A 25,278-nucleotide genomic window follows, 5' to 3' on the forward strand; every position below is an offset into this window, starting at 1 on the left:
TGAAAGAGAACCAGTTTTGATTTGGCCAGCGTTTGTTGCAACTGCGATATCAGAGATTGTTGAATCTTCTGTTTCACCTGAACGGTGAGAAACGACTGCAGTGTAACCAGCTTCTTTCGCCATTTCGATAGCATTGAATGTTTCAGTCAATGTACCGATTTGGTTAACTTTGATCAGGATTGAGTTACCGATACCGTTTTTGATTCCTTTTTCAAGGATTTCAGTATTTGTAACGAACAAGTCATCCCCTACTAATTGAACTTTGTCGCCTAAGCGTTCAGTTAATAGTTTCCAACCATCCCAATCGTTTTCATCCATACCGTCTTCGATAGTGATGATTGGGTATTTGTTAACTAATTCTTCTAAGTAGTCAACTTGTTCAGCAGCAGTACGTTTTACGCCGTTTTCGCCTTCAAATTTAGAGTAGTCGTAAACACCGTTTTCGTAGAATTCTGATGATGCACAGTCAAATCCTAGGTATACGTCTTTACCTGGTTCTAAACCAGCAGCTTTGATTGCTTCTAAGATTGTTTCAACACCGTCTTCAGTTCCTTCAAAACGAGGAGCGAAACCACCTTCGTCACCTACTGAAGTTTCTAAACCACGTTTAGACAAGATTGATTTCAAAGCGTGGAATACTTCAGTACCCCAACGTAAGCCTTCTTTGAATGTAGGTGCGCCTACAGGCAAGATCATAAATTCTTGGAAAGCGATTGGTGCGTCAGAGTGAGAACCACCGTTGACGATGTTCATCATAGGAGTTGGCAATACTTTTGTATTGAATCCGCCTAAGTAGTGGTATAAAGGTACTTCTAGGTAATCAGCAGCTGCACGAGCAACAGCGATAGAAACACCAAGAATCGCGTTTGCGCCTAATTTGCCTTTGTTAGGAGTTCCGTCTAAAGCGATCATTGCTTTATCGATAGCCATTTGGTCACGTACATCGTAGCCGATGATAGCTTCTGCAATGATGTTATTTACATTGTCAACTGCTTTCGTTACACCTTTACCGCCATAACGAGCTTTGTCGCCATCACGTAATTCAACTGCTTCGTGTTCACCTGTTGAAGCTCCTGAAGGAACCATTCCGCGGCCGAAAGCACCTGATTCTGTGTAGACTTCTACTTCGATAGTTGGGTTACCACGTGAGTCTAAGACTTCGCGTGCGTAAACATCAGTAATAATTGACATGTTTTGTCTCTCCTTTTAGTTTGTTTTATCTTAAGGGGAAAGCCCCTTGCGAACAACTTAATTGTAGTGAAAAAATCACGATTCTGCAAATGTTATTTTCATGAAAATGAAATTATTTTACAGCATCTAATAATGCTAGGAATGAATCAGCTTGCAAGCTTGCGCCGCCAACTAATGCTCCGTCAACATTTTCTTTTGCCATGTATTCAGCAATGTTTTCAGGTTTTACAGAACCGCCGTATTGGATACGCACGCTATCTGAAACTTCTTTGCCGTATAATTTTTCAACGGTTTTGCGGACAACGCCACAAATTTCGTCTGCGATGTTTGCATCCGCTGATTTACCAGTACCGATCGCCCAGATTGGTTCGTACGCAATCACAAGATTACTTACTTGACCGTCTGTTAAACCGTCTAAGCCAGCAGTGATTTGTCCTTCGATCCACTCCGCTGTTTTGCCAGCTTCATAGGTTTCTAAAGATTCACCACAGCATAAGATTGGGATCATGCCGTTTGAAAAGATTGCTTTGGCTTTTTTGTTGATGTCTTCATCTGTCTCATGGAAGTATTCACGACGTTCTGAATGACCAATGATGACATAGTCAACACCTAGATCTGCTAAAGCTGCTGGTGAAGTTTCACCAGTAAAGGCACCTTCATTTTCCCAGTAGCTGTTTTGAGCAGCAATTTTTAATTCTGTTCCTTCAGCAGCATTCACTAATGTTTCTAAGAATAGAGCTGGCGAACCGATCACAGAGTCAACTGTATCGTTGCTAGGAATTTTTGTTTTGACTGCTTCAGCAAATTCTTTTGCTTCTTTCGCAGTTTTGTTCATTTTCCAGTTTCCGGCAATAATTGGTTTGCGCATGTTCTGGCACTCCTTTTCGTTATCAAGCGTGCAAAGGAGATCCTTTGCACGGCTTGTCATTGATTATTTATCGTTGATCGCAGCTAGGCCAGGAAGTGTTTTTCCTTCTAGCAATTCAAGGCTGGCACCGCCACCTGTTGAGATGTGGGTAAATTTGTCAGCAAAACCTAATTGTTCTGCTGCAGCTGCAGAGTCACCGCCACCGATGATCGTTGTTGCATCTTCAAGGTTGGCAATTGCTTCACAAACACCGATCGTACCGTTTGCGAAGTTAGACATTTCAAACACACCCATAGGTCCGTTCCAAACGACTGTTTTTGCGCCTTTTAATGTTTCAGCAAACAAAGCGATAGTTTCAGGTCCGATATCTAAGCCCATTTGTCCTTCAGGAACATCACCAGTATGTTCTTCTGTTGGGACATCATTTGAAAATTCAGCAGCAGTGATTGAATCAACTGGTAATACTAATTTATCGCCAGCTTTTTCGATCAATTCTTTTGCTAATTCTACTTTGTCTGCTTCCACAAGAGAATTACCGATTTCCATACCTTTTGCTTTGTAGAACGTATACGTCATTCCGCCGCCGATCAAGATTTTGTCTGCTTTAGGAATCAAGTTTTCGATTACGCCGATTTTGTCAGATACTTTTGCTCCACCAAGAATCGCGATCATTGGACGTTTTGGTTCTTCGACTGCTTCACCGATGAATTTGATTTCTTTTTCCATTAAGAAACCAGCAACTGTTGGGATACCTGTTGAAGCGATCCCTACGTTTGAAGCGTGTGCGCGGTGTGCGGTACCGAAGGCATCATTTACAAAAACATCGCCTAAAGAAGCCCAGTATTTACCTAGTTCAGGATCGTTTTTGCTTTCTTTTTTGCCATCAATGTCTTCGAAACGAGTGTTTTCAAAAACAACGACATCGCCATCTTGCATGTTGTTGATCGCTGCTTCTAATTTTTCGCCGCGGGTTTCATTCACGAAAGTTACTTCTTTGCCTAACAATTCGCCTAGACGTTTCGCAACTGGCGCTAAAGATTTTCCAGCTTTATCTGCTTCTTCTTTCACACGACCTAAGTGTGAGAAAAGAATTGCTTTTCCGCCGTTTTCGATCACGTAATTGATTGTTGGTAATGCTGCTTTGATCCGTGTATCGTCTCCGATCACTCCATCTTTCAATGGAACGTTGAAGTCCACACGTACAAGAACTTTTTTATCTTTCAAATCGATATCTTGAACTGTCATTTTCGCCATGAACAGATTCCTCCTAGCATAATTGTTAAAAAAAGCGGAGAAGCGCGATGCTTCCCCGCTTTCTCTTGCGATGGTTTAAATTAAAGTCGTTCGCAACTCTTATAGGTTAGCGAAGTATTCTAAAGTACGTACTAATTGTGCAGTGTATGACATTTCATTGTCGTACCAAGCAACAGTTTTAACTAATTGTTTGTCGCCAACAGTCATAACTTTTGTTTGAGTTGCATCAAATAATGAACCGTAAGTCATACCAACGATATCAGAAGAAACGATTTCGTCTGTGTTGTAACCGTAAGATTCGTTTGAAGCTTCTTTCATTGCTGCATTGATTTCATCAACAGTTACTTCTTTGTCAAGAACAGTAACTAATTCAGTTAATGAACCAGTTGCAACAGGAACACGTTGAGCAGCACCATCTAATTTGCCGTTCAATTCTGGGATTACTAAGCCGATCGCTTTAGCAGCACCAGTTGAGTTAGGCACGATGTTTGCAGCAGCAGCACGGGCACGGCGGAAGTCACCTTTAGGGTGTGGTCCGTCTAGAGTCATTTGGTCACCTGTGTAAGCGTGGATTGTAGTCATTAATCCTTCAACTACACCAAATTTGTCGTTCAATGTTTTCGCCATAGGAGCTAAACAGTTTGTTGTACATGAAGCACCAGAGATAACTGTTTCTTCACCTGTTAAAGTTTCATGGTTTGTGTTGTAAACGATTGTTGGAACATCGTTTCCACCAGGAGCTGAGATAACTACACGTTTTGCACCAGCTGTTAAATGTTTTTCAGCAGCTGCTTTAGAAGTGAAGAATCCAGTACATTCTAACACGATTTCAACACCTAGTTCGCCCCAAGGCAATTCTTCAGGGTTGCGGTTAGCTAAAACTTTGATTTCGTTTCCGTTCACATTGAATGAACCTTCGTGAACTTCAACTGTACCGTTGAAACGTCCTTGTGTTGTATCATATTTTAACAAGTGAGCTAACATTTTAGCATCTGTTAAGTCATTGATAGCCACAACTTCGATTCCTTCTACTTCTTGGATACGACGAAATGCTAAGCGTCCGATACGTCCAAATCCATTAATACCTACTTTAACTGTCATTTAAGATTTCCTCCTTATGAAAATCATAAAAATATTTATTTTAAAGGGTTGCCCCTTTTAAAATCTCATTTGCGCAAGCTTCATCGGTGATGAGCCAGGTTTGTTTTGGTGCATTTTTCATGTATGCATTGACCGCTTTGGCTTTTGATTGTCCGCCAGCGACCGCAAAAATGATTGGGACTTTTTGCAAATCTTTTAATTGAAGTCCGATGCGAGGAACTTTGTAGACGACCTCGCCAGCTTCGTTAAAGAAATACCCAAAGGATTCTGCAACTGCATTTTTTTGTTTTAACATCAGAATTTCTTGTTCTGACATTTTTCGTCGAGCCGCCATATGCAACGCCCGTCCAATACTATGAATAACACAATTCGCTTGACTTATCAAGTTTAAGACATCAACGATGGCGGGTTCTTTCAAGAGAAACTCGTAGGTGTTCATGCTTAATTGTTCTGGTACAAACAAGGAGCGATAATCGCCGTTTGTCTGCATCGCCATTACTGAGCTGACTGAGTTTGCTTGCACGTTGACTGATTCTCCGATACCGCCACGGGCTGGAACAAACAAGTTATGACGTTTGGCGGTTTCCAAATTGCCCAATTCCTCGGCAACTTTCGCCATTGTCGTCCCTCCCATCACTGCGATGGTGTTTTTGCCTTCTGGCAATAAGAGATCCAACGATTCATTCAGCAACTGGCCAAATTCAGCAATCACTTTCGGTTGTCGATCACCATCGCCGCTCGCAATCAAACAACGTTCGATGCCAAAGGTCTCTGATAATCGTTTTTCGATTTGGTGCATTCCGAACAGCTGATCCATCAGTGCACCGATCTTCGTGTACACTTCTTCTCCATAGGCGGTCAATTGCATGCCGCTTTTTGAAGAGTCGATCAGTTTTAGCTTTTTAAGGATATCTGTTTCCGTCCTCAACACGCGTTCCGTCATTGATAAACTTTCCGAAAGTGTCCGGCGGCCAACGGGCTGCATCCAATAAATATTTCTTAAGATACGGTAACGTTCCTGGAGTACAGCGAGAATATCCGGGGTGATTGCCTCAATCAATTTTAATTCATCGAGCATTTTATATCCTCCCGTTGGACAATTTTCGTCCTACAATGACTTAAAATGACCCATCGATTGCAAAAAAAATTTAAATCTGTTTCCTACACCAATAATAGTAGCACTTATCGCCTTGATACGCAACTATTTCAGTCACAAAATCTTGCTTTTCATAAAATCGTCATAAATTGAAAATGAGGAAAGGATCGATAAAAAAAGGAAAGGCTTTGCTGCCTTTCCTACTCGTTAATAGTATGTTTTGCTTTACTCGAATCGTTTCCGCTTGGAAGAACCAGGGATATTCATGGCTTCACGATACTTTGCCACCGTTCGTCTGGAAATATCGATGCCCTGGGCTTTGAGGGCATCTGTCAACTTCTGATCTGACAATGGTTTATTTTTGTTTTCTTCATCGATCAGTGCTTTTAGCTGCTGTTTGATCGATGCCGTCGTCAGGTCATCACCGCTTTCTTGTGTCGAAACTTTCTGTCCAAAAAATAGTTTTAATTCAAACACCCCAAAGGAGGTTTCCAAGTATTTCCCGTTGACCGCTCGGCTGACCGTTGATTCATGAATCCCTAATTCTTCGGCAACTTCTCTTAAAACCAATGGCTTTAATGGGCGATCTGGTTGAGTGAAAAACTCCTTTTGCCGTGCAACGATCTGCACCCCGACACGATAGATGGTATCCCCTCGTTGCAGCAAGGTCTTTTTCAGCCACTCGAACTCTTGGGCTTTATTGTCTAAATAACTTAATACCTCTGGATCACCGCTTTGCTTCAATTGATCAAAATATTGCTGCTGAAAGCGAACCTCTGGCAAGGCGCGTTTGTTTGATTTCACGATCGGCTGTCCTTTTTCAACCGTCACTCTCAGGTCAGGAACGATGTAAAGCCCATCGGTTGACCCAAACGCAGCCCCTGGTGTGGGGGTCAATGTTTGAACATAATCAAAGACCTTTTGGATCTCAGTTAATGGAATCTGCAGCGCTTTGCTGATTTTGTCCCACTTGCGCTCTGCCATTTCCGTAAAAAATTCTTCTAAAATGAGATAGGCCATTGGCGGCGCATAGTCATCTCTTTCCGTTTGCAGCATCAAACACTCTCTTAGATCACGAGCACCGACGCCTGCTGGATCTAGCTGCTGGATCAAGGTCAAGGCATCGAGCATTTGGATTGGGGTCCCACCAACAAGTTTTCCAGCTTCTTCCAGATCAATCGTCAAAAAGCCGTTTAAATCAATGTACTCGACTAAAAATAAAACGATCGTCCGCAAGAAAGTATCTCGGTAGTTTAAATGCACTTGATCAATGAGGTATTCGAATAAAGACGTATGCTGATCAGGGATCTGGCTTAAATAATCCATCAATTGTTCTGATGAGCCATTGCTTTTGTTTGGTGTGATGGGCGAATCATATTCCCCCAGATCAATCAATGGATTTTCTAATGCTTGGTTATCTATGAAGGACAATAATTCGTCTGCAGAAAATTGCAGCACTTGGATCGATTGCTGTAATTTCTGCGTCATAGCAAGCTTTTGCGTCTGTTTTTGTTGTTGTGAAAATTGCTGTTGAAATTTCATCATTCTACCTCTTGTTTTTTTCACTGAAATTGGTTAAACTAATATTTGTGCTTCGCGCCTTTAGTGTAGTGGATATCACGTAAGATTCCGGTTCTTGAGACGGGGGTTCGATTCCCTCAAGGCGCGTTTTTTCTTTTCGTTACAAGTATACTCGATTCAAATCAATAATTCAAAAGCACTTAGGGACCGCTGATGCGGTTCCTTTTTTTATTTGTATCTATGTAAGAAGACGAACTCGTCCTTCAACGATTAAAAGCTGCTTGCAGCCATAAGGCGAAAAAAAGAAGAGGATTACTCCTCTTCTTCCTCTTCATCCGCAAAATCATCTTCATCATCGTCATCGATAATGGTTAGATCTTCCTCAATGCTGTCAGGTAATTCTTCTTCATCATCGGTGCTATTATCGGCGCCGATTTCTTGCAAGTCTGAATTGTATGCCGAGATTTCTTCATCCTCGTCATCATCATCATCAAAGAGATCATCTTCTTCGTCATCTGACAAATCAGTATCCTCAGGATCATCATCGTTATAATCGATTGCGTCTTCATCATCGTTGATAAAGGCATTGACTTTTTTACGTTTGCGACGACGTGGTGTGTCTTCATCCTCGTCTTCGATGCCATGGTTGACTTCTTCATCGATCGAATCAATGGCGTACCATGAACGTAAGCCCCAACGATTGTCGCCTAAAGAAATAAAACTACCGTCGATATTCAAGTCTGTATAAAACTGCGCCAATGAATCACGAATCTCGCTGTCTGAAGTTTCAAGATAGTTTTGAATTTGGTTGACCAAATCAGAAAAATCCATCACGTCACCGCGCTGCTCTAAAATCGCATGGGCAACTTCAATCATCGACAATTCGTTTTTATTTACACCTTCAAATACATTAATTTCCAAACGGGACACGTCCTTTCACAGTCTACTCCTAATCATACAAAATTACGTCTCAAATTGCAATTTTTTCTTTCAATTTCCCTTTGATCAAGCGGTAAATTCTAAAGATAGTTTGTATTCACCGACTTTGTCAGCAGCCATGAACAAGTCATAATCGATATCGATCTTTCCCGAGTATGGACGGTCTTTCAAGCTAACGTGCAGGTGATTGGTGAAGGTGTGGAACATCATCAAACCATACGGGGTTTGGTAGCTCGTCTCTAACCGTTCCTTATAAGAAAATTTCAAACGCATGCGCATTTCCCCTGAGCGAATCAATTGAATCAATCCGTCTGGCATGATTTTCATCGTGACGGGAACGTCGGTACCGTCTGGCTGGATCTCTTTGTAACGGATATATAAGGTATCACCGATCTTGACTGCTTGTCCTTGCAGATCAAACAGAAAATTCTCTGTTTCCCCTGCTTGACGTACATTGGTTGTTAAATGAATCGAGATTGGGATTCCTTTTGATAATTCTTGCATGTACGTGTGCCTCCTTTGAAGATTTCAGTTTCATTCTTGCTTTTTTTCATTCGTTTGTCAATCATTTCAGTTGATTCTCCTTGGTCTATTTCTTCATTGAAAATAAAAAAGCGAAAACAAAAGCAAGTTTTCATTCTTTTCTCCAAGTAATTTTCCAAGAATCGTATATAATAAGGATAACAGGTATTTTTAAAGGAGTTTAACCGATTTGACTATCTATGTAATGGATCAAACTTTACCACGTATCCACAATCCTTATGAGCCGTTTGCTTTTACCGATGTTGCCACCGAAGCTGCTGGCAAACTGGAACAAGTTTATTGTCATTTTTGGCAGTTGTCCGATACGATGATTTTAGGAATGAAAGATACCCGGCTGCCTTTTTTGATAGATGGTCTGCAGGTTTTGAAAGAAGCTGGCTATGCCTCGATCATCCGCAACTCAGGCGGGCTTGGGGTCATCAATGATGCCGGTATTTTGAATGTCTCCCTCATTTTCCCTAAACATTTGGCTGCCACTACGGATGCAGCCTATGAAATGATGGCGACATTGCTACAAGCAGCCTTTCCTGAGCGGACAATTTTGGCTTATGAAATTGCTGACTCGTACTGCCCAGGCACCTATGACCTGAGTATTGACGGAAAAAAAATTGCTGGCACAGCACAACGACGGATCAAAGACGGCGTGGCTGTCATGATGTATCTGAGCATCAATGGCGACCAACCAGCCCGCGGCTCTCTCGTTCGTCGTTTTTACCAAGCAGGTTTAAAAGAGCGCTTTGGTACGGATGGCTATCCAGCCGTCAATCCTGCGAGCATGACCACTTTAGAAGCGGCTCTCGGCCGTAAGTTTACCACACAAGAGGTGATTGACCGTTTGCAAAAAGCCCTGCTTTTCTTGATCACAGACCAATCCCTATATCCGCTTGAGTCACTGGATCAATGGCTTTCAGAAAATGACCTTAGCGAACAAATGCAGCAACGCTTAGCTGGCATGGAAAAGCGAAATCACCCAATAAAGGAGTTTAGCGATGAGCCTACCATATAAATATCAAACCTTAGCGATAGAAAAAGTGTTTCGTGACCCTGTTCATAACTATGTCCATGTGCAGCACCAAGTGATTTTAGACTTGATCAATTCCAAAGAAGTGCAGCGTTTGCGACGAATCAAACAACTAGGGACTGCTTCTTTCACCTTTCACGGAGCAGAACACAGCCGCTTTTCTCACTCCTTGGGGGTTTATGAAATCAGCCGCCGCATTTGCGATATTTTCCAACGCAATTATTCGATTGAAAAAGTTGGACCGACCGGCTGGGATGATAAGGAGCGTTTAGTGACCTTGTGTGCAGCATTGCTTCATGATGTGGGCCATGGTCCATACTCCCACACCTTTGAGCATATTTTTCATACGGATCATGAAGCCATCACAGTGGCGATCATCACTTCTCCTGAAACGGAAGTTCATCAGATATTGAACCGAGTGGAAGCTGGATTTCCTGAGAAAGTGGCAAGTGTCATCACTAAAACCTATCCAAATCCCCAAGTCGTTCAAATGATTTCCAGTCAAATCGATGCTGATCGGATGGACTACTTGCTGCGCGATGCTTATTTTACCGGCACTGAATATGGCACGTTTGATCTGACCAGAATTTTACGAGTGATTCGTCCGTACGAAGGCGGTATTGCTTTTTCTATGAATGGCATGCACGCTGTGGAGGACTACATCGTCAGTCGTTACCAAATGTATGTGCAAGTTTATTTCCATGCGAGTTCTCGAGGGATGGAAGTGATCTTAGCCCATTTGCTGGACCGTGCTGCAGAACTTTATCAGGTGGATCAGGAAATGTTTCAAAGCCATTCGCAACTGCTTCTCCCGTTTTTAAAACAAGAATTCACTTTAGATGAATACTTGAAACTCGACGATGGCGTGTTGAATACCTACTTTACCCAATGGACGGAAGAGAATGATCCGATCCTCAGCGATTTAGCCAAGCGGTTCTTAAATCGTAAACCGCTAAAATCCGCTCGCTTTGACGATGAGACACAGTTGCCGATGATTGAAGAAATGCAGGGACTGGTGGAAAAAGTCGGCTTCAATCCCCGCTACTATACTGCCATCAATTCAAGCTTCGATCTGCCTTATGATTTTTATCGACCAACTTCTGGTAAGCATCGGACACAGATCGAATTACAGGAAAAAGATGGTTCCCTTGTAGAATTATCCCAAGCCAGTCAACTTGTTGCAGCCTTAGCGGGACAGACCCAAGGTGACCAGCGCTTTTATTTCCCAAAAGAAATGATTGACCCCAACATCCAAAATCACTATGATTTATTTGGAGAGACGTATCAAGAGTTTGCCAAGCACATTCGCAATGGTGCTTTGATCAAACCAAGCCACTAGGAGGAACTTATGAGTATCAAACTGATCGCCATCGATATCGATGGTACCCTGCTGAACAACGACCGCAAGATCACTCCAGCAGTTTACAAAGCATTAAAAGACGCAGAAGCACAAGGCGTGCGCATCGTTTTGTGTACGGGACGCCCCTTAACTGGTGTCCAAGATTTATTGAAGGAACTAGACTTATTTACGGACAATGATTTCGTGATTACCTACAATGGCTCTTTGGTTCAAAAAACCAAAAATCAAGAGATCATCTCTGAATTCGGCTTGTCCCAAGATGACTATCTCTTTGTTGAGATGACTGCGAGAAAATTAGGGGTTCACCTTCATGTAGAAACTGAGGATACCATGTATACCGCTAACCGCGATATCAGTCCTTACACGATTTATGAAGCCTTCTTAGTCAACATGCCATTGAAATATCGGACACCAGAAGAAATGACTGCTGACTTGAATATCATCAAAATGATGATGATCGATGATCCCGCAATACTGGATCAGATCATCCCACAATTGCCGAGCAGTTTGACCGACAACTACAATGTGGTTAAAAGTGCTCCATACTTCTTGGAAGTCCTAAATAAACAAGCCCATAAAGGAGCTGCTGTCAAAAAATTGGCGGAGCACTTAGGCATCAAACAAGAAGAAGTCATGGCGATCGGCGATAATGAAAATGATTTAACCATGGTGGAATATGCTGGTATCGGTGTGGCGATGGCCAATGCTACTGAAAACGTGAAAAATGCCGCAGATGTCCTAACTGCTTCAAATGAAGAAGACGGTGTAGCAGAAGTGATCAACAAGTATGTTTTAACAAATAACTAAGTGTAAAAAAAGTCAGGTTTCCTTTTTATCGGAAACCTGACTTTTTTATTTTGCCAACCACTGTTCAACTGCCCATTTATGGCTGCCGCGTTTCAATCGTTGGATCGCTTCTTCTGGCGTGTGCCAAGACAATTGATTGGTTTCTTCTGTCGGTTCGCAAACTTTTTTCCACTGTGTCATTAAATAGAAATAGCCCGGGTGATGGTAAAATGTATCGCGATGGCGCGAATAGAAGTATTCAACTGCCTCCCCTAGATACTCAGCGATCTCCCCTTCAAATCCAAGTTCTTCAATCAATTCTCGTTGGATCGCTTCTTCTTTGCTCTCATTTGGCTCAATTTCACCACCGGGCAAAAAGTATGCGCCGTTGGGTGCTTGCACCAAGATCACTTCATTTTTTTCGTTTGGAAGAACGACATACGCCCCATATCTTGATTTGTATGGTTTCCCCGCTTCTTTTTCCCCGAACACAATTTCCTTTTCTGGCATGATTCCCTCCACCAACACTTTCTTTCCATTTTACCTTATGCCAATAGTCTGGACAAGCTGGAAATAACGCTCGGTTGTCTTTTATTCGTTACAAAAAGAGAAAATATGTTATCATACAACTATCAAGATCGAAAGGATGATTTACCCATGAAAATGGCTCACACATGTGTCCGCGTCAAAGACTTAACGGCTTCTCTAGATTTTTATCAAACTGCCTTTGGTTTTGAAGAATCTCGCCGTCGTGATTTTCCTGAACATAAATTTACTTTGGTTTACTTAACTTTGCCTGGTGATGATTACGAGCTAGAGTTGACGTATAACTATGACCATCCTGGCTATGAGTTAGGCGACGGCTATGGCCATATCGCCATCAGTACCGATGATCTAGAAGCGCTTCATGAGAAGCACCAAGCGGCTGGATTTGATGTCACTGACCTGAAAGGACTCCCAGGAACTTCTCCTTCTTACTATTTTGTGAAAGATCCTGATGGCTACAAAATCGAAGTTATTCGCGAAAAATAAAGCGAAGGTGATCGAAAAAAGGACCTCGTGTCCTTTTTTCTTTTTCGATTCATTTACTAGTAGAAAGGTTTGATCAAATGAAGCCCATTATCGGCATCGCTGCTAATGAACGACCAATGATTGAAGAAGCAGAACATTGGTTGTCCTATACACCCAAAAATTTTGTGACCCATATCCAACAAGCCCAAGGCATCCCCCTATTATTACCAATGGGTGTCGTGGAAGATGCTGCGACTTACATCAGCAAAATCGATAAACTCTTGTTAGCCGGTGGTCACGATGTCTCCCCTGTTCACTATGGCGAAGATCCTCATCCCTTGATTCAAGGCATTCATCCTGATCGTGATGTCTTTGAATTGGCATTGATCAAAGAAGCAGTGGCTCAAAACAAACCGATCTTTGGAATCTGCCGTGGCATGCAGTTACTCAATGTCGCATTTGGTGGGAGTTTGTACCAAGATCTCTCTTTGATCGATCACCCAACGATCAAACACGTGCAATTGCCGACGTTCTTTCAATTCCCTACACATGGGGTAAAAATCAAGGAAGACAGTCGTTTGGCTGCTCTTTTAGGCACAACCTATCACGTCAATTCTTTTCATCACCAAGCAGTCAAAACCGTTGCGGATGATTTCAACGTGATTGCCACCGCTCCTGATGGTGTCGTTGAAGCCATTGAATCCACCGCCTATGGCGCACCGATCTTAGGCATTCAGTGGCATCCTGAGCTAGCCGCTCACAAGCTGCCTTCTGAGCAATCGATCTTCAACTTTTTTGTGCAGGAATTCTAAAGGCTTGCCCCTTGTTTTCTAGATTTTAGCGAATAAAAAACGCCCGATCACGAAAAGGATCGGGCGTTTTGCTTATTTTTCGTTTTTCATTAACACTAATGATTGTTTCAACGTTGCTAAAATGCCATTGTCGTTATAGATCAAGACATTTGATTTGTACATTTTTGCAGAAACCAGCATCAGGACGATCGTGGTAACAGCAAGAATTCCTACTGAAATCAATGCACCGCCGATACCCACTGTATCATTAGCAAGCCGTACTGGCATAATGAAGGAAGATAAAAATGGTACATAGGAAGTTACTCGTAAGACCACGTTATGAGGATCCATACCGCCTAGCACGATTCCAAGCATATACCCGCCCAATGAAAGATACGTCACTGGAATGATGGCCTTCGCCGTATCTTCTGCTTTGTTCACTAACGACCCGCAAAGGGCTGATAAGACCGAGTAGATCAAAATTCCTAAGAAGACGAAAACGATCGCAAACACCAGGAAGGGACCAAAAATGCCATCTGTCGAAAAGTTTGCCAACAAGTCTTTTACCATTGGGTTATCCTTGATCCAGAAATAGCTCCCACCAAAAATCGCAACATAAGCAACTAGCTGGGTCGCTGCAACCATGATTACACCAGTCAATTTGGCATAGTAATGAATTTGCGCCCGTGTACTAGACAAAATGACTTCCATGATGCGTGTGCCTTTTTCAGAGGCAATCTCTTGTGCAATGATCTGTGCGTAAGTAATGATAAAGAAAAAGAGGATGATTGTTGCGATCATACTTACTAGTGATTGCATCGCGGTATTGTCTTCCCCATAAGTCATTTCGCCATCTTCACCGAAGGAAACTTTTTGACGATCAAGCGGTGCGACTTCACTAAGGACTGCCACTTGCTCAGCAGTCAAGCCAAGCTCACTAGCTCTATAGGAAGACTGCAAACCCGTCAATAACTGTTGGATCGTCAGCTCTAAAGCTTGCCCCATCGAGGACTCGCTTAATAATTCCCCTTGCAGCGTATCCCCAGAAGCAGTAATAAGTAACAAAGCATCAGCATCTTTGTCTGCCATCTGTTGCTGCCCTTGTTCTTCGCTGTCAACAATTTCAAATTCAAAATCATCGCCGCTTTGGTCCACAAAGGTCTGCGCAATGGCTGGTTCATTCGCATAAACGGCAATTTTGTCGACACTGTTCATACCATCAGCAAAATAACCAATGAGATAAAATGCCCCCGTTGCAATAAATGGCACGAGAATCATAATCAAAAACGAAATTGATTTGATATTTTTTTTATAAACATCTAATGCGATTACCCAAAACTTACTCATTTATTTTTCCCGCCTTCCGCTTAAAGATTTCTTCTAACGTTGGCGGTTGTTGATTGAACATAGGGATATAACCATCCGCCGTTGCTAAATCAAATAAGGTTTTTCCTACTGCAGGATCAGCAATCGTAATATCATAGCTGCCATCTTCTCTGGCAAGAACTTCCTCGACACCTGCCACTGCCAAGAGTTGTTCTTTCGTCAAGTTGGATTCTAAATAGACTTTCGTCCGCCCAAAGGATTCACGAATTTCATGAACTTTTCCGTTTAAGACGGTTTGACCATCCCGCAGCATAATCAAGTGATCGCAGATTTTTTCCACATTATCCATATTATGACTGGAGAAAATGACACATGAGCCATTTTTTTTCAGTTCAATGATCCCATTTTTCAACAGTTCTGCATTGACGGGGTCTAACCCACTAAATGGTTCATCTAAAATCACCAATTTTGGTTCATGGATCAACGTTGAAATCAGCTGAACTTTTTGCTGATTTCCCTTTGATAGCGATTTGACTTTATCGGTTTTCTTGCCTTTGACTTTAAATTTGTCCATCCAATAGTCGATTTTTGGTACGATGTCTTCTTTCTTCTTGCCTCGTAACCGCGCGAAATAGATCAATTGATCTTCAATCGTTACTTTTGGAAACAAGCCGCGTTCTTCTGGCAGATAGCCGATAATATTGTATTCTTTTTCACTAATTTTATGGCCATCCCACAATACTTCCCCTTGATCGGCTTTCAAGAAATCCAAGATCAATCGGAATGTCGTCGTTTTACCAGCACCATTTTGACCAATCAAGCCCATGATCTGTCCATCATTGATGGTAAAGGACAATTGATCGACTGCTGTATAATCGCCAAATGTTTTTACTAATTGTTTTGCTTCTAACACATGCTCACCTTCCCTATCTAATAAAATATATCACTAAAGAAAAAGCCGATAACGGCGCCAATGATCGCTCCGACAAACATCAAGATGACGGTATCGCGGATCACTCGTTGACGCTTCGCCAGTTTCTCTGGTTCATTGTAATAACTTGCTCGATTTTTATATAAGAATTTCATCAGGATCGTGGTCAATCCTACCCCAATCGGGATAAACACCAGCCCCGTAATCAATCCTAGTCCAAAGGACCAAAATGGATTTGTGCGAATATTGAAATAACGGATCAGAAAATAAATTGCTGCTAATATCACTAAACTGATCACCGAAAGTAGAATCGATTTTTTCATTAAATACCGTGTTTCATTATCGATCCGTTCTTGATAGCTTTCTTGGTCACTGAAAATCGCTGGTGTGTCAGGAGACGCTTTAAAATAAAAATAGCGATCTTTATAATTGCTGATATAAGTCCAGCCTCCTGCTTGATACATCGCTAAGTAATCAACGATCTCAGAGGGCTCTCCTTCGAAAAAGTCTACTGCATATTTGATCGTTTCTGGGTCTCCTTTGATAAACTTCAAAAACCCTAACCGATTCATCTTCACAAAGTGCCACCCTAACGACGCTTGTTTTTGCAGACGAACCATTTCCTTTTCTGGGTAATAGGCTACACCAAGTGAAAGAAGGTATTTCTTATTGATGCCCATCTTGCTCTCCCCCTAACGCTTCGAAAACCTGTTCTCCGATTTGATAAAATAATTTGCGCCGTTGAATATCTTTCTCCAGAACTTGTCTTCCTTCTGGTGTAATCTGATAGATTTTTTTTCGGTCAACGCTTTCCTCTAAATCGATCCACCCCTTTTTCGTCAGCTTCTTTAAAATCGTATACATTGTTGCGGGACCAATCTCAAACGTCCCTTGGCTTAGCTCATGGATCTGTTTCATGATGAGATACCCATGTTTCGGCTTTAAAAGCGCTAATAAAATCAAATAGGTTGAATCTGTCAATGCCTCATCCATTTGATTCCTCCGTCCCACTAGCTATATCACTTAATGATATATTATCGAATGATATAACCAGCGTCAATCTTTTTTTTCTGATCTGCTAACATTGTTGGAGAATGACTGTTTTCTTAATGTTCATTCTCACTTTTCTCGTTAGCAATTGAGTGAACCCCAACAGCAGTGCATGGAACAAAGAGTAGAAGTTAGAAACGTCAAAGGCATTCTTCAAAGACTTTGTCCCCAAAATAAAAAAAGCAATAGCCACTTTCGGCTATTGCTTCAAAAACGTTTCTTCTATTACATATGTTCCGCAACTAAAGCTTTCAATTGATCTTTTGTATGCACCCCAATTGCTTTATCAACGACTTGGCCGTCTTTTTTCAACAACAAAGTTGGAATAGACATGATCCCGAATGAAGCTGGTGTTTCAGGATTTTCATCCACATCCATTTTCACGATCTTCAATTCGTCTTCCTCATATTCATTCGCTAATTGTTCCAAGATCGGCGCTTGCATCCGACATGGACCACACCAAGTTGCCCAAAAATCAATAAGGACTAAGCCTTTATCGGTTTCTTCTGAAAAAGTTTTATCAGTAATTTCTTTTGCCATCGTACTTCCCCTCCATTTTTAAAACTAAAAAAAGTATACCACGTATCGGAAGTTTTTTAAAATCGTCTGCTTACAAAAGGTAAGGGTTCTTAAAGGTTAGTTAAACTTCACAATGGTCGCCCCATTGCCCCCTTGATTTGCTGGCGCAAATTCAAAACTTTTCACCGAGCGATGATTTTTTAGGTAGTCAGTGATCCCTTGACGCAATGCGCCGGTTCCTTTTCCGTGGACGATCGTCACTTGCGGATAGCCTGCCAAAATCGCTGCATCTAAATACTGATCCACTTCATTGAGGGCTTCTTCGTACCGCTTGCCGCGTAAATCCAACTGATTGACCACTGGACTGCTGTCAGCAGAACGAATCGTATTGACGATACGCTGTGTAGGCTCCTTCACTGGCGCTGCTGGTTGGAGATCTGTTTCTGGCAAATTCATTTTCAAAATACCGATTTGGACTTGCCATTGATTTTTGCCTGCTTTTTTCAATAAGACCCCGCGCTGCCCATAAGATGTTACAAGCACTTCGTCTCCTTCTTTCAGCGTCTTGGCTGCTTTGGCTTTTTGCAGAACCTTGTTTTTTTGCAGATGTTCTTCTTGTTGCAGTCCTGATAACTTGGTGCGCGCGTCGATCAGCTCGTGTTCTTTGACCTTCGTTTGACCGCCGGCTAACTGCATTTTACGAATATCGGCAATGATTTTTTCAGATTCTTCTTTGGCTTCTTCAACGATCTGATTGGCTTTTTGCCGAGCTTTCGCCAATTCTTTTTCACGTTCTTCAAAGAAATAACTATAGGCTGCTTCTAGCTCTTGGTGCAAGCGGGCCGCTTCTTTTACATGATGACGGACTTCAAGATACTCGGTTTCCGTCATTTTTCTTCGATTTTCTAAATCAGCGATCATTTCATTCAGGTCTTGGCTTTCTCCATCCATGATCTCTTTGGCTTGATCAATGATCGTATCTGGCAAGCCAAGTCTTTTCGAAATCTCAAACGCATTGCTTCGTCCTGGAACCCCGATCAACAAGCGATAGGTCGGACTTAAGGTATCAACATCAAATTCCATAGAGGCATTGATCGTATTGGATCGGTTATAGCCATAAACCTTCAATTCAGGATAATGGGTCGTCGCCATGACATAAGCCGACTTAGCCCCAAGTTCGTCCAAAATCGCAATCGCTAGTGCCGCCCCTTCTTGAGGATCGGTTCCTGCGCCTAATTCATCAAAGAGAACTAAGCTTGTCTCGTCGACTTTTTTCAACACTTCAACGATCGTTGTCATATGAGAAGAAAAGGTCGATAGACTTTGCTCAATGGATTGTTCATCCCCAATGTCCGCAAAAATCTCATTGAAGACACCCATTTGGCTTTCTTCTTCTGCCAGAATTGGTAAACCAGCTTGGCCCATGATCTGCAATAGCCCTAATGTTTTTAAGGTGATGGTTTTCCCACCGGTATTCGGCCCAGTAATGACAACGGCTTGATACTCTTTTCCAATCGTAATATCGTTAGGAACGACTTTTTCTTGATCGATCAATGGATGACGTGCTTGCTTAAAAAAGACATGGTTGTCTTGATTGATCGCTGGTACGATTGCCTTCATCTCTTTTCCAAAACGAGCCTTGGCATTCATGAAATCCATGATCCCGATCACATACGCATTATGGAGGATCTCTCTTTGATATGGGGCTAACTCTGCTGACAATTCTGCTAGAATACGTGTAATTTCATCCCGTTCCGCAATTTGATGCTGGCGCAAACGGTTATTTTGTTCCACTACTTGTTTCGGTTCGATAAACAAGGTTTGACCAGAGGAACTTTGGTCGTGGACTACCCCGCCGAAAACACCTCGGTACTCTTGTTTGACTGGAATCACATAACGCTCATTTCGCATGGTTACGATCGTATCACTTAGATACTTTGCATTGCCACCTCGGACGATGCCATCCAATGTCTCGCGAATCGTCCGTTCTGCTCGTCGGATCGATTGGCGAATTCCACGTAGTGCTGGAGAGGCATCATCTGTGACTCGGCCATCCTCATCGATAGCTTCTTTCAAGCGTCGATTCAAGGTTGGCAAAGACACCAACTGTTCTTCCCAGTGATACAAGCGGGAAAATTCAATCTCGCTTTCAGACAAATCAGCAAAAAAGCGTTTCAATTCCTGCGTAGTTGATAAGACACGGGCAACTTGTGCCAACTCAATGCCGTTTAAATCGGCGCCAATTTCGATCCGTTTCATTTGGGGACGAATATTCTCAATCTTTGGTACAGGGATTCCGCCTCTTAAACGTTGGATCTTGATCGCGTCTTCTGTTTCTGCTAGCCAAGAGGAAATGACTTGCGCATCACTTGATGGCGCAAGCTTTGCTAAGGCTTCTTTTCCTTGGGCTGTTACAATATACTGACCGATTTGACTCTTTACTTGTTCAAATCCTAAAACATCAAGGATCTTAGTATTCATTCTTTTCTCACCTGCTTTGTTTTAACTTTTTGTTCCTAAGAAAAAGGCAGAATGGCTCTGCAACCATCTGCCTGCTTTTTACCCAATCACATCTGTGATCCACAATCGATAGAAGTAATCTGAGAGAATCGGCGACCGATCAACGATGAAATTCGCAGTTCCGCTCGTTTCAAACAGATTTTGAATCGTGGCAAACGGGATCATTGAGAGAATCATGAAAAACATGTACAAATTGATATACATCAAGATAACATTCAAAACACCCGCAACTGCCCAGTCATAACCACCTAAAAAACGTAGGCGTTTGTAACGCAAACTGTCTGCAAAAATCACCACTAGTTTTGTGATCAGCCATCCAGCAAAGAGCACCATCACAAAAGCGATGGCTGCATAATAGGCTTTGTCTAAATCTAAAGCCAGTTCCATATCGTAGTATTTTAACTTTGAGTCCGCCGTTACTGACATATAAGGAACATAGAGCTCAATTTTCTTCGCAATTTCTTGGTAATTTGCTACTGCAAAGAAAAAAGAGATCAAATAGCCCAAAACTGAGACCAATTGTAAACTGGTTCCGCGCCGTGCGCCGCCGTAAAAGGCTGCCAACAACAAAACCAAGACAAATAATCCAATCATTTAGGTATCCTTTCTACGCCGCACTACCCATGGGCTGTCTTTTCTTGAATTTTTCGTTTCCTTTGTTCATTTAAGATCTGTTGTGCTTCCACATGATTATGGATCTCCACATCACTGCGACCTGTCTCATCGAGAACTTTTCGTGCTTCGGATTCAATCGCTTCGATCCGCTTAATGCGATTCTCAAGCTCCGTTGCTTTAATGGCTTGTCCTCGCAGCTCGTCCACCTTTTTTTGTAGGACCAAAAGCTGCTCTTGTTTTTTCAGCTGGTCGGAAACAGCGTTGATCGCTAATAAGATCGACGCTTGTTCTTGATCGGTTTGTGGCGATAATTGCATGATCTCAAGCAGTTGGTCATTGACCAATCTTGTCACCATATCCATGTGTTCTTTGCTTTCGCGTCCAATAATCGTGTAACTTTGATTCGCGATAACTGCTTTATAACGTTTCTTTTGCTCCGTCATAGGAATATTTCCTCCCATTGCTTACATTCTGCTCTATTCTATCACTTATTGAACATGTGTCGCAAACTCTTAACTATTATACGTGATTTTCTTATGAATTTCCATGCCAATCGTTTGTTTGCTGATCGTCTTAGTAAAAAAGAATAAGAAGTATGGTAAAATCTTAAAGTATCCTTTTGTCTACCTAAAAAAAGACAAAAAATCAGGAGGAATCAAATGAGTACGATCGTTATCAAAGTACCAACTTCAACTATCCAAAAGATGCAGCAATTTTACCAACGAGATTTGCTAGCTAAGAAAGTTCCTTATACAGTGTTTGTCGCCAAAAAAGGGCCAACGACGATCACTGCTTATACGTCAGGAAAAGTCATGTTCCAAGGAGCGACTGCTGAAAAAGAAGCTTCCTTATGGGGCGATACGGCAAGTGCTGTACCAGATAAGAAAAAAGCGACTGTTTCATCCACTGCGTTGCCAGCAGGATTTAGCGAAAAAAGCGTCGTCGGCAGTGACGAGGTCGGTAATGGCAGTTATTTCGGTCCTTTGGTGGTCTGTGCCGTCTATGCAAAAAAAGAGCAATTACCACAGCTGAAAGCTTTAGGAGTCAAGGACTCAAAAATGCTGACAGATCCAGAGATCCGTAAGATGGCGCCGAAAATCAAAGAATTGGTTCCTTACCAATTGCTCACCGTCACGCCCAGCAAATACAACGAGATCCAACCAAAATACAACACAGTCCGAATGAAAGTTGCTTTGCATAATCAAGCCATTCGTTTGCTTTTGCAAAAGATTGCTCCTGAGACACCAGATGCCATTTTGATCGATCAGTTCACGAGCGAAAAAAATTATCGCACCTATTTAAAGTCGGAACAAGTAGCGGTCACTGAAAAGCTCTATTTTGCGACGAAAGGTGAACAATATCATTTAGCAGTAGCGGCAGCCTCTATTTTATGTCGTACAGTCTTTTTGGATGAATTAGATGCAGCCTCTAAAGAAGTCGGTTTGCGCTTGCCTTCTGGCGCCCACGCAGCTGCTGATCAAGTTGCAGCAAAATTACTGCAGCAAGGTGGCATAGCACTATTAGGCCAATATGCCAAACTGCATTTTGCGAATACCGAAAAAGCACAGAAACTCGCCAAGCTGTGAGTTCTCGTATTTTCAAAAAAACTGCCGCTACTTCTGAATAAAGGAAGCAGCGGTAGTTTTTGTCCTCAGTACCAGTTGAATGCTGGGAATCAAAGCCCTAAGCCAGCTGCTTCGATTCCCATCGTGATCAACCCAGCCAAATAATTTTCTGAAAACCGATCGGAAAAGTGTAATTTTGGCAAGACGCCATATTGAAACACTGCTGCCAGCTGCTTTTCCAAAAAGGAGCGCGGCACGAGCGCCTGCCATTCAGAGGGCAAAAACAAAATGACTTGATGCGGGTCCGTCACTGCCACGATCGCTTGAAGAGTGGCAGTCACTTGTTCTGGGATCGCCTCTGTTGCCAAAGGGTAAGAAGCCGTGTAGAGATGCGGCAAATGCTTGATTTCGCCACTTAAATGGTTGGCTCCTTTAAAGAGCTGTTGGTCGATGACCAGTCCCGCACCTGGCGGATAATTTTTCGGAAAATAAATGCCAGCCACGATTTTTTTCTCTTCTTTGAAATGAAATACCGCAGCATTCACGTCATTCTCAATAAGCGTTTTTACAGCGATCTCCTTTTCAATCAATTCCCCTAGCGCCATGTCCTTAAATGCTGGAGCATCCATGATCTTCAGTCTTCCAGCAATTTCCACACCAGGAATTCCCACGACTGCCAAGCTGATTTTCGGGTATTCCTGTTTTATCTGACGAATCACTTGCAAGAACTGCGGCAATCGGCCCTCTGCTGACTGCTCATGATGCAAAATGTTCCCGACGAGATCGACGACTGAAAAACGAATCACGATCTGCTGGTCTTCTTCGATAAACTGAATGATCAACAACAGTGTCCGTTGCGCATTGTACTGGTAAGCCGCAGCTTGACGTCCTCCCGTTCGTTGCGGTTGATCCGTCGTCAAAAGCAACTGCTTTTCAATCAATTCAGGAAGCAGCTTGTTGATCGTTACCACGCTTAATTGAGAGGCATCTGCCAGTTGGCGCTTGGTCATAGGCGCTTGCTGCTGTTTTAGCAAATCCAGCAATACTGCCTGATTATGTAATTTAATGGTCGTTGGCTGATAAGCTTTCATTTTTCTCCCCCTCAACGCTCCTATTTTAACAGATAAAAAGCTGGGAATATACCTTTATTAATTTTGTTAACAAAGGTATAATAGAAGCAACTTATTAAACAAAGTTTACTAAGTTCAAAAAAAAACGATCTATATTGCTTATTAAAGGAGTTGTCGATAATGAAAATTGAACACATCGCACTATATGTCAATGATTTGGAAAAAATGAGGACATTTTATGAAACCTACTTTCAGGCGGTCAGCAACACAAAATACCATAATCCGAAAACAGGCTTTCAGTCCTATTTTTTGACCTTTGATTCTGGAAGTCGGTTAGAATTAACGACCAAGAAATTTTTAAGCCCTCGTATCAGCGAAAGCTTAGGCTACACTCACCTTGCGATTGCAGTTGGTGATCAAGCTGACGTCGCTCGATACGCTCAACGGTTTGTTGAAGATGGCTACCCTCTTTTAAATGGTCCTCGTACAACAGGCGATGGCTATTATGAAGCAGTTGTCCAAGACCCTGAAGGCAATTTGATTGAATTAACCACCGACGATTTACCGTCTTAGAAAGGATTTTGCAATGAAAGAAGACTTTGATTATCAAGCGATGTTGGCTGGTCAATTGTATCAAGCTGCTGGCATTCTCCCTGAGAATGGTTCAGCGGAGGGAAAAAAACGTGCCCAGGAAATCAACCACTTACCAGTCGATGACCGAGAACGAATCATCGCCAAAGAAAAAGCACTCTTTAGCAAATTTGGGCAACATTGCTTTGTCCAACCACCCCTTTATGTTGATTATGGTCGCCATGTTGAGATTGGTGATCACTTTTATGCCAATATGGATTGCATTTTTTTAGATGTCAATAAGATTCTGATTGGTGATCATGTGATGGTGGGACCACGGGTCAGCTTCTATACCGCCGGTCATCCAATCGATTCTGTGGTCCGCAGTCAAGATTTGGAATTTGGCCTACCGATCACCGTCGAAGATTACGTTTGGATCGGGGGCAATAGTACGATTTTACCAGGTGTCACGATCGGCAAACATGCCATCGTCGCTGCTGGTTCCGTCGTCACAAAAGATGTGCCGCCGAATACGATCGTCGGCGGCAATCCAGCCCGTGTGATCCGTGAGATTCAGCCGGCTGACAAAGAACATTGGGAAACTGCCGCCCAGCTCTATCATCAAAAACGAGCAGACTGGCAGAAGCAGCAAAAATAACGAAACAAAAGGAGACGCCATGATTTTTACAGACTATCACGTCCATAGTGATTACAGCGATGATTCTTGGTATTTGATGGAAGATGTAGTCAAAGACGCCATTAAACTAGGCTTAGCAGAAATCTGCTTTACCGATCATGTGGATTATGGAGTCAAAGAAGACTGGCAAGCGACGGATACGTACCTCGTCGGGGCCAATAAAGTTGTAAAAAATGTCTACTACGACTTGTATTTTAACGAACTGGCACGCTTAAAGGAAACATACAGTGACCAAATCAAGCTAAAAACTGGGCTGGAATTTGGGATACAAATGCACACGATCCCACAATTTACCCGTCTTTATCATTCGCATCCCTTTGACTTCATTTTACTTTCCGTTCATCAGGTAGACGATCAAGAATTTTGGACTGGAGAATTTCAAAAAGGACGCAGCCAACAGGAATGCTACGAGCGCTATTATGATGAAATGTATCAGCTAGTCACGACATATAAAGAGTATTCCGTCTTAGCCCATATGGATTTGATTCGTCGTTATTTAGATAAAGAGAAGGACGCTTTTGAACAAACGAAAGAACAAATAGCAGAGATCTTGAAAGTCGTGATCAAAAATGGCAAAGGCATTGAACTGAATACCTCTTCCCACCGTTACGGAATCAACGGGTATACGCCATCGATCGAGATCCTCAAGCTTTATCGTGACTTGGGGGGAAGCGTGATAACCATCGGCAGCGACAGTCATAAACCAGAGCACCTCGGGTTTCAAATCAAAGAGGGACAAGATCTTTTACGGTCATTAGGATTTACTAAGCTCTGTACGTTTGAACAGATGCAGCCGATTTTTCATCGTTTTGCTTAACCTGCACAAAAGCTCCGTCTTTTGCAAAAATCATCCCCTCGTCTTTCGTCATGAATCTAAGTATTTTAAACAGTAAATATCCACCCGTGAAACGGGTGGCTTTTTAACAGCCCTAG

The 25,278-nt window shown here is 42.4% G+C and carries 27 protein-coding genes and 1 tRNA gene; 10 read left to right on the forward strand and 18 right to left on the reverse strand.

Going from position 1 to position 25,278, the window contains the following annotated elements:
• The 6 genes from eno to rpoN form a co-directional block, all read right to left on the reverse strand.
• On the reverse strand, positions 1–1,191 hold a 1,191-nt coding region (gene eno, locus Q1X33_RS15985; protein WP_301969841.1), incomplete at its 3' end, for a phosphopyruvate hydratase.
• Between the two features lie 112 nt (positions 1,192–1,303).
• Complete coding sequence (gene tpiA / locus Q1X33_RS15990) at positions 1,304–2,059, reverse strand: triose-phosphate isomerase (RefSeq protein WP_010749804.1); 756 nt, start codon at positions 2,057–2,059, stop codon at positions 1,304–1,306.
• Between the two features lie 63 nt (positions 2,060–2,122).
• Complete coding sequence (gene pgk, locus Q1X33_RS15995) at positions 2,123–3,313, reverse strand: phosphoglycerate kinase (RefSeq protein ID WP_005228679.1); 1,191 nt, start codon at positions 3,311–3,313, stop codon at positions 2,123–2,125.
• A gap of 99 nt (positions 3,314–3,412) precedes the next feature.
• Complete coding sequence (gap, locus tag Q1X33_RS16000) at positions 3,413–4,414, reverse strand: type I glyceraldehyde-3-phosphate dehydrogenase (RefSeq protein WP_005228677.1); 1,002 nt, start codon at positions 4,412–4,414, stop codon at positions 3,413–3,415.
• A 40-nt stretch (positions 4,415–4,454) separates the two neighbouring features.
• A complete protein-coding gene (locus Q1X33_RS16005) occupies positions 4,455–5,492 on the reverse strand; it encodes a sugar-binding transcriptional regulator (RefSeq protein WP_005228675.1) in 1,038 nt (345 codons plus the stop codon).
• A 243-nt stretch (positions 5,493–5,735) separates the two neighbouring features.
• Positions 5,736–7,055, reverse strand: a complete 1,320-nt coding sequence (rpoN, locus tag Q1X33_RS16010) for an RNA polymerase factor sigma-54 (protein WP_005231863.1) — start codon at positions 7,053–7,055, stop codon at positions 5,736–5,738.
• A 51-nt stretch (positions 7,056–7,106) separates the two neighbouring features.
• Here rpoN and Q1X33_RS16015 point away from each other — a divergent pair.
• Positions 7,107–7,178, forward strand: a tRNA-Arg gene (locus tag Q1X33_RS16015).
• Positions 7,179–7,343: 165 nt separating this feature from the next.
• On the opposite strand, the gene rpoE is transcribed toward Q1X33_RS16015, so the two are convergent.
• Both rpoE and Q1X33_RS16025 read right to left on the reverse strand, forming a co-directional pair.
• Entirely contained in the window at positions 7,344–7,952 is a 609-nt protein-coding gene (gene rpoE / locus Q1X33_RS16020) for a DNA-directed RNA polymerase subunit delta (RefSeq protein ID WP_005234347.1), read from the reverse strand.
• A gap of 84 nt (positions 7,953–8,036) precedes the next feature.
• Positions 8,037–8,474, reverse strand: a complete 438-nt coding sequence (locus Q1X33_RS16025; protein WP_005228669.1) for a DUF1934 domain-containing protein — start codon at positions 8,472–8,474, stop codon at positions 8,037–8,039.
• Between the two features lie 208 nt (positions 8,475–8,682).
• On the opposite strand from Q1X33_RS16025, the gene Q1X33_RS16030 reads away from it, so the two are divergent.
• The 3 genes from Q1X33_RS16030 to yidA are packed head-to-tail and all read left to right on the forward strand — an operon-like array spanning position 8,683 to position 11,701.
• On the forward strand, positions 8,683–9,519 hold the full coding sequence (locus Q1X33_RS16030; RefSeq protein ID WP_005228667.1) for a lipoate--protein ligase family protein: 837 nt from the start codon (positions 8,683–8,685) through the stop codon (positions 9,517–9,519).
• Positions 9,503–10,873, forward strand: coding sequence for an HD domain-containing protein (locus Q1X33_RS16035; RefSeq protein WP_005228665.1), 1,371 nt, complete (start codon positions 9,503–9,505; stop codon positions 10,871–10,873). The genes Q1X33_RS16030 and Q1X33_RS16035 overlap by 17 nt, the downstream gene beginning before the upstream one ends.
• Positions 10,874–10,882: 9 nt before the next feature.
• Complete coding sequence (yidA, locus tag Q1X33_RS16040) at positions 10,883–11,701, forward strand: sugar-phosphatase (RefSeq protein ID WP_005228663.1); 819 nt, start codon at positions 10,883–10,885, stop codon at positions 11,699–11,701.
• 45 nt (positions 11,702–11,746) lie between these two features.
• On the opposite strand, the gene Q1X33_RS16045 is transcribed toward yidA, so the two are convergent.
• Positions 11,747–12,190, reverse strand: a complete 444-nt coding sequence (locus Q1X33_RS16045; RefSeq protein WP_005228661.1) for an NUDIX hydrolase — start codon at positions 12,188–12,190, stop codon at positions 11,747–11,749.
• A gap of 147 nt (positions 12,191–12,337) precedes the next feature.
• Here Q1X33_RS16045 and Q1X33_RS16050 point away from each other — a divergent pair, with 147 nt between their 5' ends.
• A complete protein-coding gene (locus Q1X33_RS16050; RefSeq protein WP_005228659.1) occupies positions 12,338–12,712 on the forward strand; it encodes a VOC family protein in 375 nt (124 codons plus the stop codon).
• A 77-nt stretch (positions 12,713–12,789) separates the two neighbouring features.
• Entirely contained in the window at positions 12,790–13,503 is a 714-nt protein-coding gene (locus tag Q1X33_RS16055; RefSeq protein ID WP_005228658.1) for a gamma-glutamyl-gamma-aminobutyrate hydrolase family protein, read from the forward strand.
• Between the two features lie 72 nt (positions 13,504–13,575).
• Here the strand turns inward: Q1X33_RS16055 and Q1X33_RS16060 are convergent, their stop codons facing one another.
• The 8 genes from Q1X33_RS16060 to zapA form a co-directional block, all read right to left on the reverse strand.
• Entirely contained in the window at positions 13,576–14,829 is a 1,254-nt protein-coding gene (locus Q1X33_RS16060) for an ABC transporter permease (protein ID WP_005228656.1), read from the reverse strand.
• Positions 14,822–15,721: an ABC transporter ATP-binding protein gene (locus tag Q1X33_RS16065; RefSeq protein WP_005228654.1), complete on the reverse strand. Its 900-nt coding sequence runs from the start codon at positions 15,719–15,721 to the stop codon at positions 14,822–14,824. Before Q1X33_RS16065 ends, Q1X33_RS16060 begins: the two co-directional genes overlap by 8 nt.
• A 17-nt stretch (positions 15,722–15,738) precedes the next feature.
• Positions 15,739–16,419: a DUF2812 domain-containing protein gene (locus Q1X33_RS16070; RefSeq protein WP_005228651.1), complete on the reverse strand. Its 681-nt coding sequence runs from the start codon at positions 16,417–16,419 to the stop codon at positions 15,739–15,741.
• Positions 16,406–16,732 (reverse strand): PadR family transcriptional regulator, encoded by a 327-nt coding sequence (locus Q1X33_RS16075; protein ID WP_015510192.1) that lies wholly within the window; start codon positions 16,730–16,732, stop codon positions 16,406–16,408. Before Q1X33_RS16075 ends, Q1X33_RS16070 begins: the two co-directional genes overlap by 14 nt.
• A gap of 282 nt (positions 16,733–17,014) precedes the next feature.
• Positions 17,015–17,329, reverse strand: a complete 315-nt coding sequence (gene trxA / locus Q1X33_RS16080; protein ID WP_005228645.1) for a thioredoxin — start codon at positions 17,327–17,329, stop codon at positions 17,015–17,017.
• Between the two features lie 96 nt (positions 17,330–17,425).
• Positions 17,426–19,789, reverse strand: a complete 2,364-nt coding sequence (locus tag Q1X33_RS16085) for an endonuclease MutS2 (RefSeq protein WP_005228643.1) — start codon at positions 19,787–19,789, stop codon at positions 17,426–17,428.
• A gap of 78 nt (positions 19,790–19,867) precedes the next feature.
• Positions 19,868–20,422, reverse strand: coding sequence for a CvpA family protein (locus Q1X33_RS16090; RefSeq protein ID WP_005228642.1), 555 nt, complete (start codon positions 20,420–20,422; stop codon positions 19,868–19,870).
• A gap of 23 nt (positions 20,423–20,445) precedes the next feature.
• Positions 20,446–20,886, reverse strand: coding sequence for a cell division protein ZapA (gene zapA / locus Q1X33_RS16095; protein WP_005228634.1), 441 nt, complete (start codon positions 20,884–20,886; stop codon positions 20,446–20,448).
• A gap of 216 nt (positions 20,887–21,102) precedes the next feature.
• Between zapA and rnhC the strand changes: the two genes are divergently transcribed.
• Entirely contained in the window at positions 21,103–22,029 is a 927-nt protein-coding gene (gene rnhC / locus Q1X33_RS16100) for a ribonuclease HIII (protein ID WP_005228632.1), read from the forward strand.
• A gap of 89 nt (positions 22,030–22,118) precedes the next feature.
• Here rnhC and Q1X33_RS16105 read toward each other — a convergent pair whose 3' ends face one another.
• Positions 22,119–23,099, reverse strand: a complete 981-nt coding sequence (locus Q1X33_RS16105; RefSeq protein ID WP_034869148.1) for an ROK family protein — start codon at positions 23,097–23,099, stop codon at positions 22,119–22,121.
• Positions 23,100–23,258: 159 nt separating this feature from the next.
• Here Q1X33_RS16105 and Q1X33_RS16110 point away from each other — a divergent pair, with 159 nt between their 5' ends.
• The 3 genes from Q1X33_RS16110 to Q1X33_RS16120 are packed head-to-tail and all read left to right on the forward strand — an operon-like array spanning position 23,259 to position 25,162.
• Entirely contained in the window at positions 23,259–23,651 is a 393-nt protein-coding gene (locus tag Q1X33_RS16110) for a VOC family protein (RefSeq protein ID WP_005228629.1), read from the forward strand.
• A 13-nt stretch (positions 23,652–23,664) separates the two neighbouring features.
• Positions 23,665–24,306, forward strand: coding sequence for a sugar O-acetyltransferase (locus tag Q1X33_RS16115; protein ID WP_005228618.1), 642 nt, complete (start codon positions 23,665–23,667; stop codon positions 24,304–24,306).
• Between the two features lie 19 nt (positions 24,307–24,325).
• Positions 24,326–25,162 (forward strand): histidinol-phosphatase HisJ family protein, encoded by an 837-nt coding sequence (locus Q1X33_RS16120; protein ID WP_005228616.1) that lies wholly within the window; start codon positions 24,326–24,328, stop codon positions 25,160–25,162.
• Positions 25,163–25,278: the final 116 nt, after the last annotated feature.

This window comes from Enterococcus sp. B2E4, from assembly GCF_030499455.1.
In the GTDB taxonomy this organism is placed as follows: Bacteria; Bacillota; Bacilli; order Lactobacillales; family Enterococcaceae; genus Enterococcus_D; species Enterococcus_D casseliflavus.

What these genes read in the sequence shown, in the direction of transcription:
- Q1X33_RS16075 (WP_015510192.1), bottom strand. Translation starts at nt 16,732, where the DNA reads ATGGATGAGGCATTGACAGATTCAACCTATTTGATTTTATTAGCGCTT.
- yidA (WP_005228663.1), top strand. Translation starts at nt 10,883, where the DNA reads ATGAGTATCAAACTGATCGCCATCGATATCGATGGTACCCTGCTGAAC.
- Q1X33_RS16120 (WP_005228616.1), top strand. Translation starts at nt 24,326, where the DNA reads ATGATTTTTACAGACTATCACGTCCATAGTGATTACAGCGATGATTCT.
- pgk (WP_005228679.1), bottom strand. Translation starts at nt 3,313, where the DNA reads ATGGCGAAAATGACAGTTCAAGATATCGATTTGAAAGATAAAAAAGTT.
- Q1X33_RS16025 (WP_005228669.1), bottom strand. Translation starts at nt 8,474, where the DNA reads ATGCAAGAATTATCAAAAGGAATCCCAATCTCGATTCATTTAACAACC.
- Q1X33_RS16090 (WP_005228642.1), bottom strand. Translation starts at nt 20,422, where the DNA reads ATGATTGGATTATTTGTCTTGGTTTTGTTGTTGGCAGCCTTTTACGGC.
- gap (WP_005228677.1), bottom strand. Translation starts at nt 4,414, where the DNA reads ATGACAGTTAAAGTAGGTATTAATGGATTTGGACGTATCGGACGCTTA.
- Q1X33_RS16050 (WP_005228659.1), top strand. Translation starts at nt 12,338, where the DNA reads ATGAAAATGGCTCACACATGTGTCCGCGTCAAAGACTTAACGGCTTCT.
- rnhC (WP_005228632.1), top strand. Translation starts at nt 21,103, where the DNA reads ATGAGTACGATCGTTATCAAAGTACCAACTTCAACTATCCAAAAGATG.
- Q1X33_RS16110 (WP_005228629.1), top strand. Translation starts at nt 23,259, where the DNA reads ATGAAAATTGAACACATCGCACTATATGTCAATGATTTGGAAAAAATG.
- Q1X33_RS16055 (WP_005228658.1), top strand. Translation starts at nt 12,790, where the DNA reads ATGAAGCCCATTATCGGCATCGCTGCTAATGAACGACCAATGATTGAA.
- Q1X33_RS16045 (WP_005228661.1), bottom strand. Translation starts at nt 12,190, where the DNA reads ATGCCAGAAAAGGAAATTGTGTTCGGGGAAAAAGAAGCGGGGAAACCA.
- Q1X33_RS16060 (WP_005228656.1), bottom strand. Translation starts at nt 14,829, where the DNA reads ATGAGTAAGTTTTGGGTAATCGCATTAGATGTTTATAAAAAAAATATC.
- Q1X33_RS16105 (WP_034869148.1), bottom strand. Translation starts at nt 23,099, where the DNA reads ATGAAAGCTTATCAGCCAACGACCATTAAATTACATAATCAGGCAGTA.
- trxA (WP_005228645.1), bottom strand. Translation starts at nt 17,329, where the DNA reads ATGGCAAAAGAAATTACTGATAAAACTTTTTCAGAAGAAACCGATAAA.
- zapA (WP_005228634.1), bottom strand. Translation starts at nt 20,886, where the DNA reads ATGACGGAGCAAAAGAAACGTTATAAAGCAGTTATCGCGAATCAAAGT.
- rpoN (WP_005231863.1), bottom strand. Translation starts at nt 7,055, where the DNA reads ATGATGAAATTTCAACAGCAATTTTCACAACAACAAAAACAGACGCAA.
- Q1X33_RS16070 (WP_005228651.1), bottom strand. Translation starts at nt 16,419, where the DNA reads ATGGGCATCAATAAGAAATACCTTCTTTCACTTGGTGTAGCCTATTAC.
- Q1X33_RS16005 (WP_005228675.1), bottom strand. Translation starts at nt 5,492, where the DNA reads ATGCTCGATGAATTAAAATTGATTGAGGCAATCACCCCGGATATTCTC.
- tpiA (WP_010749804.1), bottom strand. Translation starts at nt 2,059, where the DNA reads ATGCGCAAACCAATTATTGCCGGAAACTGGAAAATGAACAAAACTGCG.
- Q1X33_RS16085 (WP_005228643.1), bottom strand. Translation starts at nt 19,789, where the DNA reads ATGAATACTAAGATCCTTGATGTTTTAGGATTTGAACAAGTAAAGAGT.
- Q1X33_RS16035 (WP_005228665.1), top strand. Translation starts at nt 9,503, where the DNA reads ATGAGCCTACCATATAAATATCAAACCTTAGCGATAGAAAAAGTGTTT.
- Q1X33_RS16115 (WP_005228618.1), top strand. Translation starts at nt 23,665, where the DNA reads ATGAAAGAAGACTTTGATTATCAAGCGATGTTGGCTGGTCAATTGTAT.